This window comes from Planctomycetaceae bacterium, from assembly GCA_041398825.1.
Classification (GTDB): Bacteria; Planctomycetota; Planctomycetia; order Planctomycetales; family Planctomycetaceae; genus F1-80-MAGs062.
The window spans coordinates 53,530-69,607 of record JAWKTX010000004.1 but is presented as its reverse complement, the minus strand read 5'-3'; the positions used below and the strand labels follow the sequence as shown (position 1 = coordinate 69,607).

Sequence of the window (16,078 nt, the reverse complement as noted above, 5' to 3'; positions counted from 1 at the left end):
CTTGTTAACGTCCCGGCGGTGTCAAGCCGTGCGGGGCAGTAATCGTCGAATAGAATTCCGGTCGGCGGTCCGCCATCCGATCGATAACATGCTTGTCCGGGATCCGTACAATTCGTTTTGTGCGGGCCAGACCGACATCAACACTCGTTCGAATGACACCCGGAGAGTCATTCTCAAGAACTTCCAGTGTGGCACCATGCGGATTACAGATTCGGCTCTTGCCGATGAACCGAAATCCCCTTTCTTTGCCAATTCGATTCGCTGCAGCAAAGTAGACCCCGTTCTCCATGGCGCGGCAATTAATCGAAAATTGTGACATATACTCGCCGCCCGGCGGCCAGTTCGTGGGTAACACGATCAGATCGGCCCCCTTTAGTGCAAGGACCCGCGAGGCTTCCGGGAAACCTCCGTCGTAGCAGATAAGCATTCCGATTCGAACCCCGTTGTACTCGAACACATCAAACGGGCGATCTCCGGGGGTTGTGAATCGATCCACTCCAAGAAAGGGTAAATGCACTTTTCGATAGCTGCCCACAATCCCTTTGGGGCCAATCAGCACGGCAGTATTGAAAACGCGGTCTCCGTCGGATTCGAGCAACCCGAAAACAACGGCCGTTCGCAATTCCTGACACAACTCTGCGACTTGCGCAGTTGTTGGGCCGGGGATCGGTTCCGCCAAACCTCGAGCCTCGTCCAGCGAATCAAAGCAATACCCCGTGGAGAAGCATTCCGGGAAAATCGTAAGCTCCGTTCCCGCTTCTACTTCGTTTCGCAGCAAGCTCTCCAGCTGCGACAGATTTGCCGCAACATCTCCGAATTCAACATCCACCTGCACACATGCGATTTTCACAATCGGCGCTCCTGCAAAAACTGCCGCCTCAATGGCTTTCGGGGAAGTAAAGCTGCGAAAGGTTTGAGGATGATTCTGAATGCACGCAATTTAACGAGATTGCGTGCCGATGAATACCGTGGTCGTACGCGACGCTGGAGTCGCCGAATGGCATCGAGTCGCATTGCCGTCAGACGCCCGTGACAATTCACTGTTGAGTCAAGGTTTGCATCCGTGAAGACAAAATCAGCTCGAACCGGAATTCTGTTGTCAATGATGGCTGCTCTGAGCTCAAGCGTATTGCTCACCGGTTGCCAAACCACAATCGGCGGGCAAACACTGCCGTCTCCGAACTACCTGGAAGACGACGTGGCCTACTTCCCGGCCGGAGCCGAGTTTCCACTCACGAATCAGGTAGAGGCGGCTCGAAAGTACGAACTTGAACAAAGGCAGCTCACAAACCAGTAGTTGTCTTCAAGGGCCGACTGCTCCGTGCGAAAAGCCGTGAGACTGCTGGCTTCCATCCTGCGGTCACACGAGCAACCAGACGCAAGACGGCCAGACGCAAGACGGCCAGACGCAAAACAACCAGACGCAAAACAACCAGGCACAGGGACACATGTTGTTCCTCGTGCCTGCTTTCGTTTCCTGCCCGGGTTTGTGATCCCCGCATATTGCCGGTAATCTTTCCTCAGGAGACGCGTTGCATCCGTACTTCCACAGCGGTTCACCAATGCCTTCTCCGGTCTCTTCCGGACATTCCAACCCGCCGAAGGCACGTGCAGATGCGTTGGACCCTTTTATTTCTATGGCTGTTGACGGCTTGCTGCGCTGAAGTTAGTTCAGCGGATGAGAACACGTTTCGCGTTCTGGTCCTCCCGATTCTGCAGAAGCGATGCTTCGAATGCCATTCACATTCGAGTGGCAGTATTGAAGGGGGACTGGCCCTCGACTGGAAGAGCGGCTGGGAGCAGGGTGGCAGCCGGGGGCCTGCCATTGTGCCCGGATCGCCTGACAGCAGCCTGATCATGAAAGCCGTTCGGCATACGGACCCCAATTTGCGGATGCCGGAACAAAAGCTGCCGGAAGATGAAATCGCCATCCTTCAGGATTGGATTCTGAAAGGTGCATTTGACGATCGGATCGCGAAACCAGGTAATGACACAAAGCTGCAGGAATGGTGGTCGCTGAATCCGCTCATTCGTCCTGAACTCCCGGCTTCTGCAAGCAAGTCCAGCAACCCGATTGATGCGTTTGTGGAACAGCGACTGTCGGCCGATGGTCTGGATCCCGTTCCCCTGGCCGACCGGCGTACCCTGATCCGCAGGGCTTATTTTGATCTGACTGGTTTGCCACCGACATTTGAAGACGTCAATAACTTTGTTCTCGACATGAGCTCGGACGCCTGGGAGCGAGTTGTCGATCGGCTGCTGCAGTCACCTCGTTATGGCGAGCGATGGGCTCGACACTGGTTCGATACGATTCACTTCGCCGAATCACACGGATACGAACACGATATCGGCAGGGACAACGCATGGCCGTATCGGGATTATGTGATTCGGTCTTTCAATGACGACAAGTCCTGGGACCGTTTTATCCGCGAACAACTGGCCGTGGACGCATTCGAACCGGAATCCACCCATCTGCTGCCAGCACTCGGGTTCATCAGTGCCGGCACATTTGACTTGAGTACCTACAGCACCGGACCGGTGACGTTCGACTATCTGGATCGCGATGATATGGTGACTCAGACAATGGCCGCCTTTACAAGCACAACGGCCAACTGTGCCCGTTGCCACGCGCACAAGTTTGATCCCATTTCGCAGGAAGACTACTACTCACTGCAGGCTGTGTTTTCAGGCGTACTGAAAGGAGACATCGCGTACGATACCGATCAGCAAACGGCTCGCGAGAGAGTTCGTCTCAATAAACTGCTGTCCGCTGCGCAAGCCAAAGACCCGAAGGTGCTTTTGCTGCCGTCGGTGCAGGCTGACGTTGCTGAGTGGATCGAGGAACATCGGCGCGGGGTCGATTGGCATCCGCTGCGGTTGACAACATTCGTTTCTTCCGACGGTGCGACGTTGACACGGCGGTCCCGGGATTCGAACTCCCAGGTGGTGCTTGCTTCTGGTGAAGCGCCTGACGTCGATACCTATACCATTTCCGGTACTTCGGATCTGACAAGTGTTACGGCAATCCGCCTCGATGTTTATCCCGATAGTTCGCTTCCGATGAACGGACCTGGGCGTTGTCACAACGGCAATCTTCACCTGTCCGAGATCTCAGTGCATTTGTTTTCCCCCGGAGCGCCCGAAGGACGCCGCATTGAACTTGCGAAGGCAACTGCGGACTTCAATCAGGAAGGCTGGGGCATTCATCGAGCCATCGATGGGGACAATAAGACCGCTTGGGGAATCTATCCGAATGTCGGCATGCCGCATCATGCCGTCTTCGAATTCACTGCTCCGATTACCCTTGCTCCCGACAGTGTCCTGACAGTGACTCTGCGTCAATTGCACGGAGGATCGCACCTGATCGGCGCATTCGGAATCTCGACGACGGATGCACCGGCTGGCCAGGTGATGGCCATACCGGAGGAGATCAAATCGCTGACGCAGATGCCTGCTGAGCAACGAAACGAGGAGCAGCATCTGAATCTGAGCGCGTTCATTGTCGATGGGCTGACGCAATCAAAGCTCAATGCCCTTCCGCGTCCGAGTCAGGTATATGCGATCGGTCAGTCTGTGCGGATTCCTGCCGGAAATGGCACGTTTCAGGATGGTCGAATACCTACCCCCAAGCCAGTACACATATTGCGCAGAGGTGACATCAACAAACCGGACAAAGAAGTGTCTCCCGGTAGTCTCTCCGCCTTGACGTCTCTGCCAGCCCGGTTTGAATCTGTCAAATCCGGCAACGAATCGTTACGCAGAGCAGCACTCGCCGACTGGATCGCCCATCCGGAAAATGTCCTGACCTGGCGCAGCATTACCAACCGTGTCTGGCACTACCATTTTGGCGCGGGGATTTGTGATACCCCCAGCGATTTTGGGCGAATGGGAGGCATTCCAACTCACCCGGAATTACTGGACTGGCTGGCCATCTGGTTTCGCGACGACGCGCAGGGTTCTCTGAAGCACCTCCACCGTCTGATTCTGACGAGTGATGCATGGTGTCGCGACTCTTCTGTCCGGGCGCGACCAGCAACCGTCGGGACGATGGCTGCAATCGACAGAGACAGTGATAATCGGCTGATCTGGCGACATCATCGCACACGTCTGGATGCGGATCAGTACAAAGATGCCGTCCTGAAAGTGTCCGGTTCGCTGGACCTGAAAATGTTCGGCCCCTCGGTGCAGCATTTCAGTCAGAGCCCGGGACCGCAGGCAACGCCCACGCTTCGTTATTCTGATTTTGACTGGACAGCGCCCGGAGCCGCCCGTCGCAGTATCTACCGATACGTGTGGCGAGGCATTGCGGACCCATTTATGGAAGCGCTGGACTTCCCGGACCTTGGCCTTTTAGCACCTTCACGCGGCAATTCCACTTCTTCACTGCAGGCGTTGGCAGTGTACAACAACTCTTTCGTTCTGCACTTCAGTGAGTGTATGGCCCGGGACATTGCAATGCAGTTTTCGGATCCCGACGCTCAGGCCGAAGAAGCCGTGAATCGCACCTGGTTGCGACCGACAACTGCCGGCGAAAAGCAGCAGTTTGCAGACTTTATTTCCAGCTACGGACTGCCGGCTTTTTGTCGAGTGCTGTTGAATTCCAATGAGTTTCTGTATGTCGATTAGCCCACGCCCATTTCAGAGATAGTGAATATTGTCCAGCTTACGTTGGCTCGTCGCGGTCCGACTTACATTTTCAAGCATGCACGCACACCGAAGTATCTGCCGGAAATCATTCTGAGCTAATAGCGGCTCGTCATATGCCTGATGACAAATCCCAGAATTCTTTGCCAGGCCGCTCTAATGTCGTCATTCCAATCCGGATCGAATTCAGACGCTGCCTGCAGAATGGCATCCAGCCAGAGATCGTAAAGTTCCGGGCCGATATTCAGATGGACTCGGTCGTGACTTGCAGCACGTTCGTTCAGCTCCCGAAGCCCGTCCGGTTCCCCATCCGTCGCCGCCGCGGATAACTGAAGAGAGCGCAGCAACATTTTCTTCTGGTGTTCGAAATCCGTGTTCCGAAAACGGAATCGAATCGTCGCTGACGAATCCATGAACAGTTGGTAGAAACGATCAATGAACCCGTCATTTGCAGCACAGCGGTCGAGACTTGCATGAAACACAACTCTGGGCGATGGAGGACTCATTGTTCTGATTTCTTCCTGTTTGCTGCTCACGGACTCTGATGCAAAGCAATCTAGCCGATTCCGGCTTTGCATAGGAGTTGTTTTTGGCCGCACCGCACGCCCCCTTCGATTCGGGGAAATTCTGGCGGGTTCCACAGCCTCACGACAGATTTCGGGCGACTACGTCACAGCGGTCGGCAGAACTGCACTTAACGCAGGGGCCTCCATGGCGATAAACTGCCGAGTCGCAACCCGCGGGGTTGAAATTGGATTCGGTTGCGCATCTGTCTCTGGTGAAACCTGCCTGGAATGGAATCGATGGCACACACTCGTTCAACGACGTATCCCAAACCACGCCGGCGTATTGTTGCACCGTTGATCCTGACGACGCTTATTTCGGCAATGAATCTTCCAGTGGCAGTGTCCTGCCCGTTCTGTTTGACGCCGCCCAGAACATGGTCGCAGTCAATCAGTGATGCCGACATTGTGATTCTGGCACAGCTCGTACAGGTTGAAACCTTTCAGGACAAGAGTACTCCGGAAACGACTTTCCGAGTGCTTCATGTTCGCCGCCCGGCTGTCGAACAGAAACGAGTGCTTCAGCTGTCTCGTGCCCCGCTGTCTCGTGCCCCGCTGTCTCTGAAGTCATCCCCCAACGCCTTGGCCCTGCAATCCCGGGTTCATTCGGACGTTCCAGCCAATCATGATCTGTCTGTCGCTGGTTCAATACTTCTCATGAAAGAATTCGTCACCGGAATTCCGGGCGATTTGTTCATCCTGGTGGGCCATCGAATTCGACCAGCTTCGAGCGATAACAGATTTACGTTTCAGTCTGGTGACGACGATATCGAATCCCCGCAAACGGCAGTCGTCAATGCCGGAGGAGGACCGCTGAATGGTGGCGACGTCCAAACCGTATCTGCATCAACCGAACTGAACACGACAGCTAATGAAAGCATTTTCCATTTGTTGCTGAATGAATCTTCGCCGGACCATCGACTGCAGACAGAGCTGATCGAATGGGAAGCTCCCTCTGCCGTTTCTCAAGCAACCGCCCTTTACATTCTGAACGCTCCTGATGGCCAGATCCCGGCCTCACTGCGGCTGCCTTACTACGTCAGATTTCTGGAATCGAACGATGCCGAGATCGCCGGAGATGCGTGGGCAGAATTCGCTCGGTCTGACTATGAAGACGTCAAAGCGGTCCGCAGCCTGCTGTCATCTGATGACCTGAAAGCCTGGATTGCTGATGATCAAATGAGCCCCGAACGGCTCGGTCTTTACGGCATGATGCTGGGGCTTTGTGGGACTGCGGAAGATGTTGAGTTCCTTCGGGACACCATCGGAGAACCCAGGTCTGACAGTGAATTTCGTTTCGGTACAGAAGGGCTGATGGGCGGGTTGATGCTGCTGCAGGGGCGTGAGGGTCTTGAGTATCTCAACGAATCCCGCATGACAAACAGCCATGCGTCCCTCTCAGAGCTCAGCGCCGCGATGCAGGCGATCCGGTTTATTTACAGCTACGAACCTGGTCATCTGGATTCCGAATTACTGATGGCTTCGCTGCGCAATTTGCTGGGGAATCCATCCATGAGAGAACTGGCGCTGACGGACCTGACACGCTGGAAAGACTGGAGCATCGCACAGAGACTCTCAGACATGTTTGATTACGCGAATGACGATCCAGGATCGCAAAGGGCCATTCTGATCTACATGACCATGCTACAGAAGGACGCTGCCACGGGTTCGGAATCGGCTGTCGCGCAATGTCCGATTGCTGATGCCCTGATCGAGCATGTAAAACGCGTTGCCCCGGAACTGCTTCAGTCACCCGTTAGAAATGCCGTATTTCGTTAGACCATCGATTCGCGGTTCCAACGACGCGGTTAGGTTCATCGGAAATGAAAGGCAGAAAAATCCGGTTCACGCATCTGCCGTGCGTAGGCACCGGCTGAACCCCACCAATTGTTGACGATGACACCGTCCGCTGATTTGTACCAATTGGAACAGTCACCCGCCCAGACCGACGTAGCGAGCCGTTCCTGAACATCTTTGTCATAGTCTTCAACGGCAGCGGCCGTCACTTCAACCTCGGTGCACCTCTGTTGCTTCATGCGCTGCAGGCATTGGATGATGTATCGAACCTGCTGTTCCACCATAAAAATGATGGAGTTGTGCCCAAGATTTGTATTTGGTCCGTACAGCAGAAAGAAGTTCGGGAAACCGGGTGTCGCAACTCCCAACAGAGTCCTCGGGCGTTGGGCCCATGACTCATGTAACTCCGCGCTGTTGCGGCCCACAATCTGCATGGGCTGCAGAAAACCAACTGAATCGAAGCCTGTCCCGAAGATTACGGCATCGACCCGAACCGATCGTGAGTCTGTGCAGACTGAATCTCTCGATAAAGACGCCACAGGCTCCGTGATGATTTCCACCTTTTCCTGTGTAACTGTCTGCAGGAAATTACTGGACAGCAAGATGCGTTTACATCCCGGTGCATAATCGGGAATCAGTGTCTCCCGGAGTGATTCAGGGATATGTTTTTTCATCTGGCGTTTCAGCCACCATCGGTAGATTCGATTCGCGAGGCTTCCTTCCCGAAACGCAATGATGCGCCATTCACACATCAGGAAGATCCACAATCGGTGCAGCTTTGAAGCATACGGAACGTTTCGAAAACACCATTTTGCCCACGCCGGGTATCGGTAGTTATTCAGCGGATGAATCCAGCTGGGCGTTCTTTGGAAAAGGTGGATTCGAGCGGCCAGCTTCGCTACTTCCGGGACAAACTGAATCGCGCTTGCTCCGTTTCCGATAATGGCGACCGTCTTACCTGTCAGATCGTACTGATGATTCCAGCGAGCACTGTGCCATGCCTGTCCCTGAAACTCATCAATCCCGGGAATGTCCGGAATCTGCGGGCGGTTTAGCTGGCCGACCGCACTGACAAGAATATCAGCGACAAGTTCTTCACCTGATTCGGTCTGAACTTTCCACGATGTGGCTTGTTCATCGTACTTCGCCGATTTCACCGCCGTACCGAATCGAATGAGTCGACGGACATCAAAGTGATCCGCGCAGTTCTTCAGATAATCGAGGATCTCCGGCTGCCGAGCATACTTCATGCTCCATTCATGATTCGGGGCAAACGAAAATGAGTACAAGAATGATGGCACGTCACAACCCGCATTCGGATAGCTGTTATCCAGCCAGGTTCCGCCAACTTCGGGCGATTTCTCGAGAAGTGTAATTGAAGTGAACCCTGCCTCCCTGAGTTGAATTGCCAGGCATAACCCACTCATTCCCGCACCGATTATGATGACGGAAGGATTTCTTCCTTCATCTACCGACACAGGCCAACACTCCAACGGCAGTTCGATGTAATCTCATCTGATATTTGTGCCTTCGTTATCTGCCGCATCGCAGCGGACATACTTGCTCGAGTCATTTCCGGGACTGACACTGAAATCCACGGTACACCAGCAAACAACACGCTGACGCTGATATCCGTTCCGGTAGGCATGCTTCAAACATGACACCCGTGGAAGAACACATCGATCGCTTGCCGGGCTGGACCCGGCGGGACAGAATCCTCCACCATACACGACGTCGCAAGTGCTGCAAATGGAGAAGACGGCTTGAGAGAACACTTTCTTGAAGTGCACGGTCATCGCATCGCCGCTATTGAACATCGTTCCGATTCCATGCGAACCCCGATCATTCTGATTCACGGGATCACCATGTCTGTCCGGATGTGGCAGCCTGTCCTCAATCCCTCATTGATCGAAAGTCGAACATGGATTTCTCTGAGTTTGCCGGGCCATTTTCCCTCGACCGCACCGTCACAATTCTGTGAGCCGCAGATAACCCCCACTCTTTTTTCAGACATCGTCTGTAAGGTGATACAGGAGCTATGCGGCGGTGAGCCAGTTCATCTTGTCGGATGGTCAACCGGAGGGTTTACAGCGTTGGCGACCGCGATTGCGCATCCGGAGCTGGTTGCGAGCGTCGTCAGCATCAGCGGCTTCGCAAACGGCCAATGGGGACATCTGCTGGGATTCATGCAGACGCTGGCCTCGCGAACATGGACCAGACCACTGTTTCAAACCATCTTCCGGTTGCTTCAAATGCGACAGAGGTCACTGCAGCTGATCATCCACCTGTTTGCCGGCGAAAAAAAACTGGACATGCAGATGTCGACTGAAGTGGCCGACGCTGTCTTCAGCGACTTCCGGCAACACCGCACCACTGATCTGGCGATGTTGTTCTCTGCACTGCGAATGGTGTCTATTGCGGATCAATTGAATTCCATCAGGGTGCCGGTTCGCATTATCGGCGGAACAAATGACCCGGTGATTCCGTTTCGGGAGACCCGGAATCTGGCCGACACGATTCCCAATGCCGACCTGCAACCCCTGCCAGGAATTGGTCATTTGTTCTATGCAGAAGACAACCAGCATGTGCAGCATTTGCTGCTGGACTGGATTCGCCAGCACTCCCCGTCCACCTGAGTGTCGCAACGCAATTGACTCAAGCGACGTAAGACAATTCGGAGCTTTTGTTCAGACTCGGATCTCTTGTTAAGCAACGGGGCGATCAGCCTGTCCCACGCGTATGCGTTTGGCCAGTCGTGTGCATCGAGGGGAAATGCGGGGCGGCAGGGCCTCTCCGCGATCAACAGCAAGAAGACCGTTCCGCCTCAACGATGGTCTCGACGCCATGTCACTTTCGTTTGCTGCGGAATCGCTGAGAGACGCCTGAAGAAAACGAAGTCGGTTCGACTAAGGGTCAATCAGCCCTTCGCGAATCGCCCATCGGCACAGATCAACTCGGTCCGTTGCGCCGATGACTCGCATGATGCGATACTTGTGCGCTTCGACAGCCTTCTGAGTAATCTGCAGAGCTTCGGCGACTTCAGCGACGCGATTTCCTTCGGCGATGCGAAGCAGTACATCCCACTGCCGATCAGTCAACTTCCGCAGTTGGGCGGTGGACACACATTTAAATTTTCCGTCCGCAGCCAGTGTCACCCGGTCGCGGAGTTTTTCTGAAAGGACATTCTGTCCGGCTGAAACCTGAATCAGGTGGTCGCTGACGGTTCTCATGCAGTCCTGTCGTGAGACCAGACCGGAGACTTTGTTGTTGACAACCAGGTCGAGTTGTCGATCCGTGAGCCCATCCGCGAAGCAGACGATCCGCGTTTCTCCGAGTTTCACCGCAAGCTCAGAAAACAAATCCCGCATTGCCGCGGTCAGAAGACGTTCGCCAATCAGGACGACTCGAGGACGCTGACTCCGAATGGCCGACAGCAATTCACCTGAGGTACAAGCTGTCCCGACGTTTCTGAGCCCGCCATATGCATTCAGACACCAGGCAAAGGATTCGCAGGAAGCACGGCTGGAATCCGCAACAAGGGCATCTGCCGAGGCGGTCGTGCTGGATCCCGTTTCAGTGTCAATTGTGGTCGCGAACATCTCTTCCCTTCCGTGGAATTTAATCCCATTTCTGTGTTGCACCGCTGCGGCCCGCAGCAATAACCATGCAACGAGAGGGCTTTTAGATTTGTTCCGAGAGTTTTTCCGATGGGATATCCCCGCTAGGGATTTGCCCGCTGGGTGTTTTCCAGCAGGGGGTGTACCCGCATTGGGCCAGATTCTCTGCACAAAATTCGCGATTGCAGAGGCTGTTTCCCTCGAATGAGGCGTCTCGGTACTTGTGGTAGGGGAAACACTCATGCAGAATTTGCCGGTTGCCGTGTTCCTGGAGGGGTGCGGGTGCTCACAGGGTGGGTAGGATGTTTCTTGCAATCATTTTCCCGAGCGTGAAAACAGTTTCAATGGAAGGATCTATCTGCTGATGAAATACACACACAAGCGATTCTGCCTGACCGCAATTGCGTTGCTGCTCGTGCTGCGGTTCGTCCCGAAGACATCTGCGGACGAGATACGTCAAAAGGTGCCCGTTGCGAGTGTGATCACGTATCTGGGTTACGAGAAGGCAATTGAACTCCGCAACGATTCAACACGGGTCGTGCTTTGTCCGGAAGTGGGTGGCCGGGTTCTGGAGTACTCCCTCAATGGAAACAACATCCTGTATATTTCTCAGGATGAGAGGGACTGGAAACCGGGAAAGAGGCCCGCGTCATCGGCTGGCCGGTTCGACATCGGCCCGGAACTGGTAATCCCCGAACGGAGAGTCCTGTGGAGCGGTGAATGGACCGGACAAATTACTGGTCCCGGCAGCGCCAAACTGATCAGCCAGCCGGACCACTCAACCGGTGTGCAACTCGAACGGACATTCACCCTGGCGACTGATTCGTCCCGATTGCAATGCACTCAAACGATCATCAACGTCTCAGGTGAAACCAAAGAGTGGTGCCACTGGAGCCGGACTTTTGCGGTGGGCAAAGGAATCTGCCTGATCCCGGTGACGCCGCACAGCCGTTTCCCCAACAACTACGTGATGTATGAGGAAGGATCGCTGATCAATATGAGACCAGAGGACCCGGGGATTCGAGAGCGAGAGGGAATGATTGAAATCTTCCAGATACCGCGAAAGCCAAAGCTCGGGTTCGACAGCACTGCGGGTCTCATGGCCTACGTCGCTCCCACCAACCTCTTGTTCGTTAAGCGGTTTGCAGCTGACCGTGATCGAGTCTACAACGAAGCTGCCGGACTGACCGTCTCGGTCTGGTACCCGGACAACCAGATGATTGAACTGGAGCCAATTGGTCCGCGCGAAAGCCTGAAGCCAGGTGAGCGAGCCAGCTTTACGGAAGTCTGGTGGCTTGCTGACCTGGAATTCCCGGAAACCCCGAGTCAACTGGACCTGTCCCAGCTCAAAATCCGGATGGAATCACTCAAATAGGCGGCATCAGAGAAAATGGAACTCAGGTGCCGTTCAGTCAAGGCTCGGTGATTGCTTTCGGTCGGTCGTTGCACTGGGGATCAAACTCTGCACGTATTGAAATTCCAGGAACTGACTACGATTGTCGATACTTTGGGGCGTTTCTGATGTGGCATGGCTACCGTGTTGGATCGCTCTCGGATCACGCGTAGAATTCTGCTGCGACCGCGAACCCGTGGCGGTTTCGTCCCTCTGGTACTGTTTATCGATGGATCTCCAACGATTACCTTGAATCGAGTCAGGAATTTCAGCCTTGCCACTCCAACCAATCGAAACAGCCATCGCTGCCTTGCAGCGAGGCGAGATGATCATCGTCGTTGATGACGAAGACCGCGAGAACGAAGGTGACTTTATTTGTGCGGCAGAATGCATCACGCCGGCGCAGGTGGACTTCATGCTGCGCGTTGGAAGAGGAACTTTGTGCGTTCCGCTGACGGGTGAAGAAGCAACCCGACTGAAACTGCGTCCCGTTGTAGATGAGTCCTTCAATACCGCCCCTAACAAGACCGCTTTTCTTCGCGCTGTCGACCACGTGACGGCGGGAACTGGGGTCAGTGCTGAAAACCGCGCCCGAACCATTCGAGCGCTGGCGGATGCTTCTGCCAATGCCGAAGACTTTTTGCAGCCCGGCCACGTCAACCCTCTGCTGGCAATGGATGGCGGAGTGCTTCGGCGTGCAGGGCATACAGAGGCCACCATCGATTTACTTCGCTTCGCCGGCAGGACTCCCGTCGGTGCGCTGATCGAGATTTGCAGCCAGCATGGCCATGGTATGGCGGACTATGCCGAACTGCAGCAGATTGCGGAAGAATACAAGATTCCCATGATTTCGATCGAAGAACTCATTCGCTATCGACGCACCCGCGAACAGCTGGTATCACGCGTTGTTGCAGTGCAGATTCCAACAGCTCACTACGGTGTCCCCACGATGGTTGGTTATCAGGTGGCCCACGAAGCACAGGAACCCCTGGCAATCGTCTGGGGCGACCTCAGCAAGGTTGACGCACCACTGGTTCGTATGCATTCGTCCTGCTTCACAGGTGACGTTCTGGATTCGCTGCGCTGTGACTGTGGAGACCAGTTGCATCTTGCCATGCAAATGATTCATCACGAGGGCGCTGGTGTTGTTGTGTACCTGCCGCAGGAAGGTCGAGGGATTGGACTTCTCGCGAAACTGAAGGCCTATCGTCTTCAGGATGAAGGGTTGGACACCGTTGAAGCTAATCACAAGCTGGGTTTCAAGGCCGACATGCGCGACTACATGGTTGGTCTACAGATTCTGAAAGATCTCGGGCTGACTCGGGTTCGTCTCCTTACCAACAATCCCAAGAAGACAGAATCGTTTGTTTATGCGGGAGTCGACCTGCAGGTCGTCGAACAGGTCCCGATCATTGCCCCGGCCCAGCAGGCACGACAACAGTACATGGCCACGAAACGCGAAAAGATGGGGCACATTCTGCCAGATGAGGCCGTGACACCGCCCATCGGATGCCGAGATGGCGAGATGCACCATTGACTCTGATTGTCTGCCCTGATTTGGGCATGCCATCGAAATCGCTCAAGTCCCTGTCCCTCGGAAATGCAGCGGGATTCTCACGAGTTTTGACACGAGTCGTGGTGCCAGATCCAGGACGTCTCCGGTTGTATCGGCTTACCGGCGGACGCTAAAATTTTCCGGGGGCGGGAGGCGGCGGCTCCAACGTACGGATGGAAAACGTTCATCGTTGTCGCACAGTAGCTGGAACTGGAATTCAGTTGGCAGCCTGCCTTTTCATCTGCGTTACGCCAATTCATCTCGTGTCGTTTTGACACCTGTTTTCATCTGCGTTTTTTCATGTGCAGGCAGCAGGGCAACGACCAGACCATTCGATTCTTATAAGCCCAAACTCAATGTTGCGATCTGGAACGATTCCCTTGCAAATCTCCACGACAGCGCTCCTGCTGCAGTTTCTTTTGCCCGTTGCTGCCGTTGCAACGACACCCTCCAGTGATGTCAGTCCCATCACTCGACCAAACATTGTCATGATCATGGTGGACGAACTGGGGTACTACGAACCCGGTTTCAATGGTGGCCGCAATATCAGGACGCCGCATCTGGATCGGATGGCTGCAGAAGGAATGATATTCCGCAATATGCTGGCGGGATCATCGGTTTGCGCACCAACTCGTTGCTGTTTCCTGACCGGAAAACACAGTGGTCATACTTCGGTGCGAGTCAACGGTGGGGGGACGCCACTGCGAGCAGACGAAGTAACGGTTGCATCCATGCTGAAACCGCTTGGCTATGCGACCGGCGGATTTGGCAAATGGGGAAACGGTGGCCGCGATTCATCCGGAGTGCCTGAGAAACATGGCTTTGATGTTTTCTTTGGGTATTACGATCAGGTTCATGCGCACAGCTATTATCCGCCGTATCTGATTCGCAACAGCGAAGAAGTCCCCCTCGAAGGTAACAATGGCGGGTCTGCCGGAAAGACGTATTCGCATTATCTGATCCACGAAGCAGCGATGGACTTTATCCGTCAGCACCACGATCAGCCTTTCTTTGCCTATCTGCCTTACACGCCACCGCATGGCATTTTCAGTATCCCCGACGAAGACCCTGCGTGGCCGCTCTACAAGGATGAGCCATGGCCCGAAGATGCTCGCCGCTATGCCGCCATGGTCAGTATGGTCGATCGTCAGGTGGGTGAAGTCCTTGGGCTGCTCAGGGAACTGGGGCTTGAGGAGAATACTCTGGTTATCTTCAGCGGTGATAACGGGGGAGCTGATTATTTTTCGTCGAAGGAGTATCCGAGGGGCGTGCACTCGGCAAATAAGAACCCTGAGACCGGTGTTGAATATCGGGGAAAGAAGGGCACGCTCTACGAAGGCGGACTACGGATCCCGTTCATTGCCCGATGGCCTGGCCGAATCAAAGCCGGCACGGTATCGGATTTTCTGGGATACTTTCCGGACTTGATGCCTACATTCGCAGACTTGGCCAGGACCAGTCCCCCGGCAGATACCGATGGTGTTTCCATCGTGCCAACGCTGTTCGGTGAACAGTCGGACAAGGCTCAGAAACAACACGAGTATCTGTACTGGGAAATGGGAAATGCCGCTGCAATTCGACAGGGCGACTGGCGCGCGGTCAGAAGTGGCAAACAATGGGAACTGTTCGATCTGAGCAGTGATCCTTCTGAATCGATCAACCAAGCCGAATCGAATCCGAAAGTCCTCGAAAAACTGAAGCAGCTTGCCGCGGCCGCCCATGAAGACGCCGTTGAGGGGACGTTTGAGCGGACCGATCGCCACCAGCGAGATCGTCGGGCCAAAGTTGGGACGCATGATGATCCGTCAGCCCCGGATCCATTGGCTCCAGCACGACGACGAGCAAAGCGGGCTGCATGGGCGCCCTCTGACGGGATGATTCCAAACAGAAACTTCAGCATTGTCCGGGTGAGCAGCGAGAATGCAGGCAATGGAAAATTCGCAACGAACATCATTGATGGGGATGCAAATTCTCACTGGCACAGCCGGTTTGCTCCTCAAAAGGACGAGTTTCCTCATGAAATTATCGTTGATTTGGGGGCCGAGCATTCCGTCCGGGGCTTTGTCTGTCTGTCTCGACAGGACGGAAGCTGGAATGGAGCCATTCGGGATATTGAGATCTCGGTGAGCCAGGTGCCGGACAAGTTCGATTTGATTTCTGCAGGGACAACTCTTGAAAAATCACGAGAGCTTCAAACGATTCCATGCCGTGGGACAAAAGGTCGATATATTCGAATCAAGGTCCTGTCCGGCTACAGCGAATCCGGACTGGCCTCTTTGGCAGAGTTTGGTGTCATCGGAGAATAGCGGCAAGTGGGAAAAGGCCAGCCAGGCCGTGTCACGTAAGCTCAATGCCTCTGTTGATCGAAGCTGGTGCTGATCGAAGCCACCGTTGATCAATCTTTGTCAGTCATGTTTGATTCAGCGGGTGTCCACCAGGGTCAGCCGCTCCTTCAAGAAAACTCAGTCTTAAGCTTCTGCGTTCATCGTTTCATTCATCCGGAAAGCAT

Annotated in this window: 11 protein-coding genes; 7 read left to right on the top strand and 4 right to left on the bottom strand. The window is 54.4% G+C overall.

Annotation, left to right across the window (positions count from 1 at the left end):
• Positions 1 to 4 precede the first annotated feature (4 nt).
• Positions 5 to 850: a carbon-nitrogen hydrolase family protein gene (locus R3C20_08685; GenBank protein ID MEZ6040569.1), complete on the bottom strand. Its 846-nt coding sequence runs from the start codon at positions 848 to 850 to the stop codon at positions 5 to 7.
• Between the two features lie 213 nt (positions 851 to 1,063).
• Here R3C20_08685 and R3C20_08680 point away from each other — a divergent pair, with 213 nt between their 5' ends.
• Both R3C20_08680 and R3C20_08675 read left to right on the top strand, forming a co-directional pair.
• Positions 1,064 to 1,297, top strand: coding sequence for a hypothetical protein (locus tag R3C20_08680; GenBank protein MEZ6040568.1), 234 nt, complete (start codon positions 1,064 to 1,066; stop codon positions 1,295 to 1,297).
• 317 nt (positions 1,298 to 1,614) lie between these two features.
• The gene (locus tag R3C20_08675; protein ID MEZ6040567.1) at positions 1,615 to 4,626 is read left to right on the top strand and encodes a PSD1 and planctomycete cytochrome C domain-containing protein; all 3,012 of its coding nucleotides are present in this window, start codon (positions 1,615 to 1,617) and stop codon (positions 4,624 to 4,626) included.
• Between the two features lie 116 nt (positions 4,627 to 4,742).
• On the opposite strand, the gene R3C20_08670 is transcribed toward R3C20_08675, so the two are convergent.
• Positions 4,743 to 5,150, bottom strand: a complete 408-nt coding sequence (locus R3C20_08670) for a globin (protein ID MEZ6040566.1) — start codon at positions 5,148 to 5,150, stop codon at positions 4,743 to 4,745.
• Positions 5,151 to 5,447: 297 nt separating this feature from the next.
• On the opposite strand from R3C20_08670, the gene R3C20_08665 reads away from it, so the two are divergent.
• Positions 5,448 to 6,986 (top strand): hypothetical protein, encoded by a 1,539-nt coding sequence (locus tag R3C20_08665; GenBank protein ID MEZ6040565.1) that lies wholly within the window; start codon positions 5,448 to 5,450, stop codon positions 6,984 to 6,986.
• A gap of 35 nt (positions 6,987 to 7,021) precedes the next feature.
• Here R3C20_08665 and R3C20_08660 read toward each other — a convergent pair whose 3' ends face one another.
• On the bottom strand, positions 7,022 to 8,482 hold the full coding sequence (locus R3C20_08660; protein ID MEZ6040564.1) for an NAD(P)/FAD-dependent oxidoreductase: 1,461 nt from the start codon (positions 8,480 to 8,482) through the stop codon (positions 7,022 to 7,024).
• A 285-nt stretch (positions 8,483 to 8,767) separates the two neighbouring features.
• Between R3C20_08660 and R3C20_08655 the strand changes: the two genes are divergently transcribed.
• Positions 8,768 to 9,640, top strand: a complete 873-nt coding sequence (locus tag R3C20_08655; protein ID MEZ6040563.1) for an alpha/beta hydrolase — start codon at positions 8,768 to 8,770, stop codon at positions 9,638 to 9,640.
• Positions 9,641 to 9,910: 270 nt separating this feature from the next.
• Here R3C20_08655 and R3C20_08650 read toward each other — a convergent pair whose 3' ends face one another.
• A complete protein-coding gene (locus tag R3C20_08650) occupies positions 9,911 to 10,603 on the bottom strand; it encodes a response regulator transcription factor (protein MEZ6040562.1) in 693 nt (230 codons plus the stop codon).
• 382 nt (positions 10,604 to 10,985) lie between these two features.
• On the opposite strand from R3C20_08650, the gene R3C20_08645 reads away from it, so the two are divergent.
• The 3 genes from R3C20_08645 to R3C20_08635 all read left to right on the top strand — a co-directional run bounded on the left by R3C20_08645 (position 10,986) and on the right by R3C20_08635 (position 15,875).
• The gene (locus R3C20_08645) at positions 10,986 to 11,996 is read left to right on the top strand and encodes a hypothetical protein (protein MEZ6040561.1); all 1,011 of its coding nucleotides are present in this window, start codon (positions 10,986 to 10,988) and stop codon (positions 11,994 to 11,996) included.
• 292 nt (positions 11,997 to 12,288) lie between these two features.
• Complete coding sequence (gene ribA, locus R3C20_08640) at positions 12,289 to 13,551, top strand: GTP cyclohydrolase II (protein ID MEZ6040560.1); 1,263 nt, start codon at positions 12,289 to 12,291, stop codon at positions 13,549 to 13,551.
• Between the two features lie 374 nt (positions 13,552 to 13,925).
• Complete coding sequence (locus tag R3C20_08635) at positions 13,926 to 15,875, top strand: sulfatase-like hydrolase/transferase (protein ID MEZ6040559.1); 1,950 nt, start codon at positions 13,926 to 13,928, stop codon at positions 15,873 to 15,875.
• Positions 15,876 to 16,078: the final 203 nt, after the last annotated feature.

What these genes read in the sequence shown, in the direction of transcription:
- R3C20_08670 (MEZ6040566.1), bottom strand. Translation starts at nt 5,150, where the DNA reads ATGAGTCCTCCATCGCCCAGAGTTGTGTTTCATGCAAGTCTCGACCGC.
- R3C20_08650 (MEZ6040562.1), bottom strand. Translation starts at nt 10,603, where the DNA reads ATGTTCGCGACCACAATTGACACTGAAACGGGATCCAGCACGACCGCC.
- R3C20_08675 (MEZ6040567.1), top strand. Translation starts at nt 1,615, where the DNA reads ATGCGTTGGACCCTTTTATTTCTATGGCTGTTGACGGCTTGCTGCGCT.
- R3C20_08635 (MEZ6040559.1), top strand. Translation starts at nt 13,926, where the DNA reads ATGTTGCGATCTGGAACGATTCCCTTGCAAATCTCCACGACAGCGCTC.
- R3C20_08645 (MEZ6040561.1), top strand. Translation starts at nt 10,986, where the DNA reads ATGAAATACACACACAAGCGATTCTGCCTGACCGCAATTGCGTTGCTG.
- R3C20_08665 (MEZ6040565.1), top strand. Translation starts at nt 5,448, where the DNA reads ATGGCACACACTCGTTCAACGACGTATCCCAAACCACGCCGGCGTATT.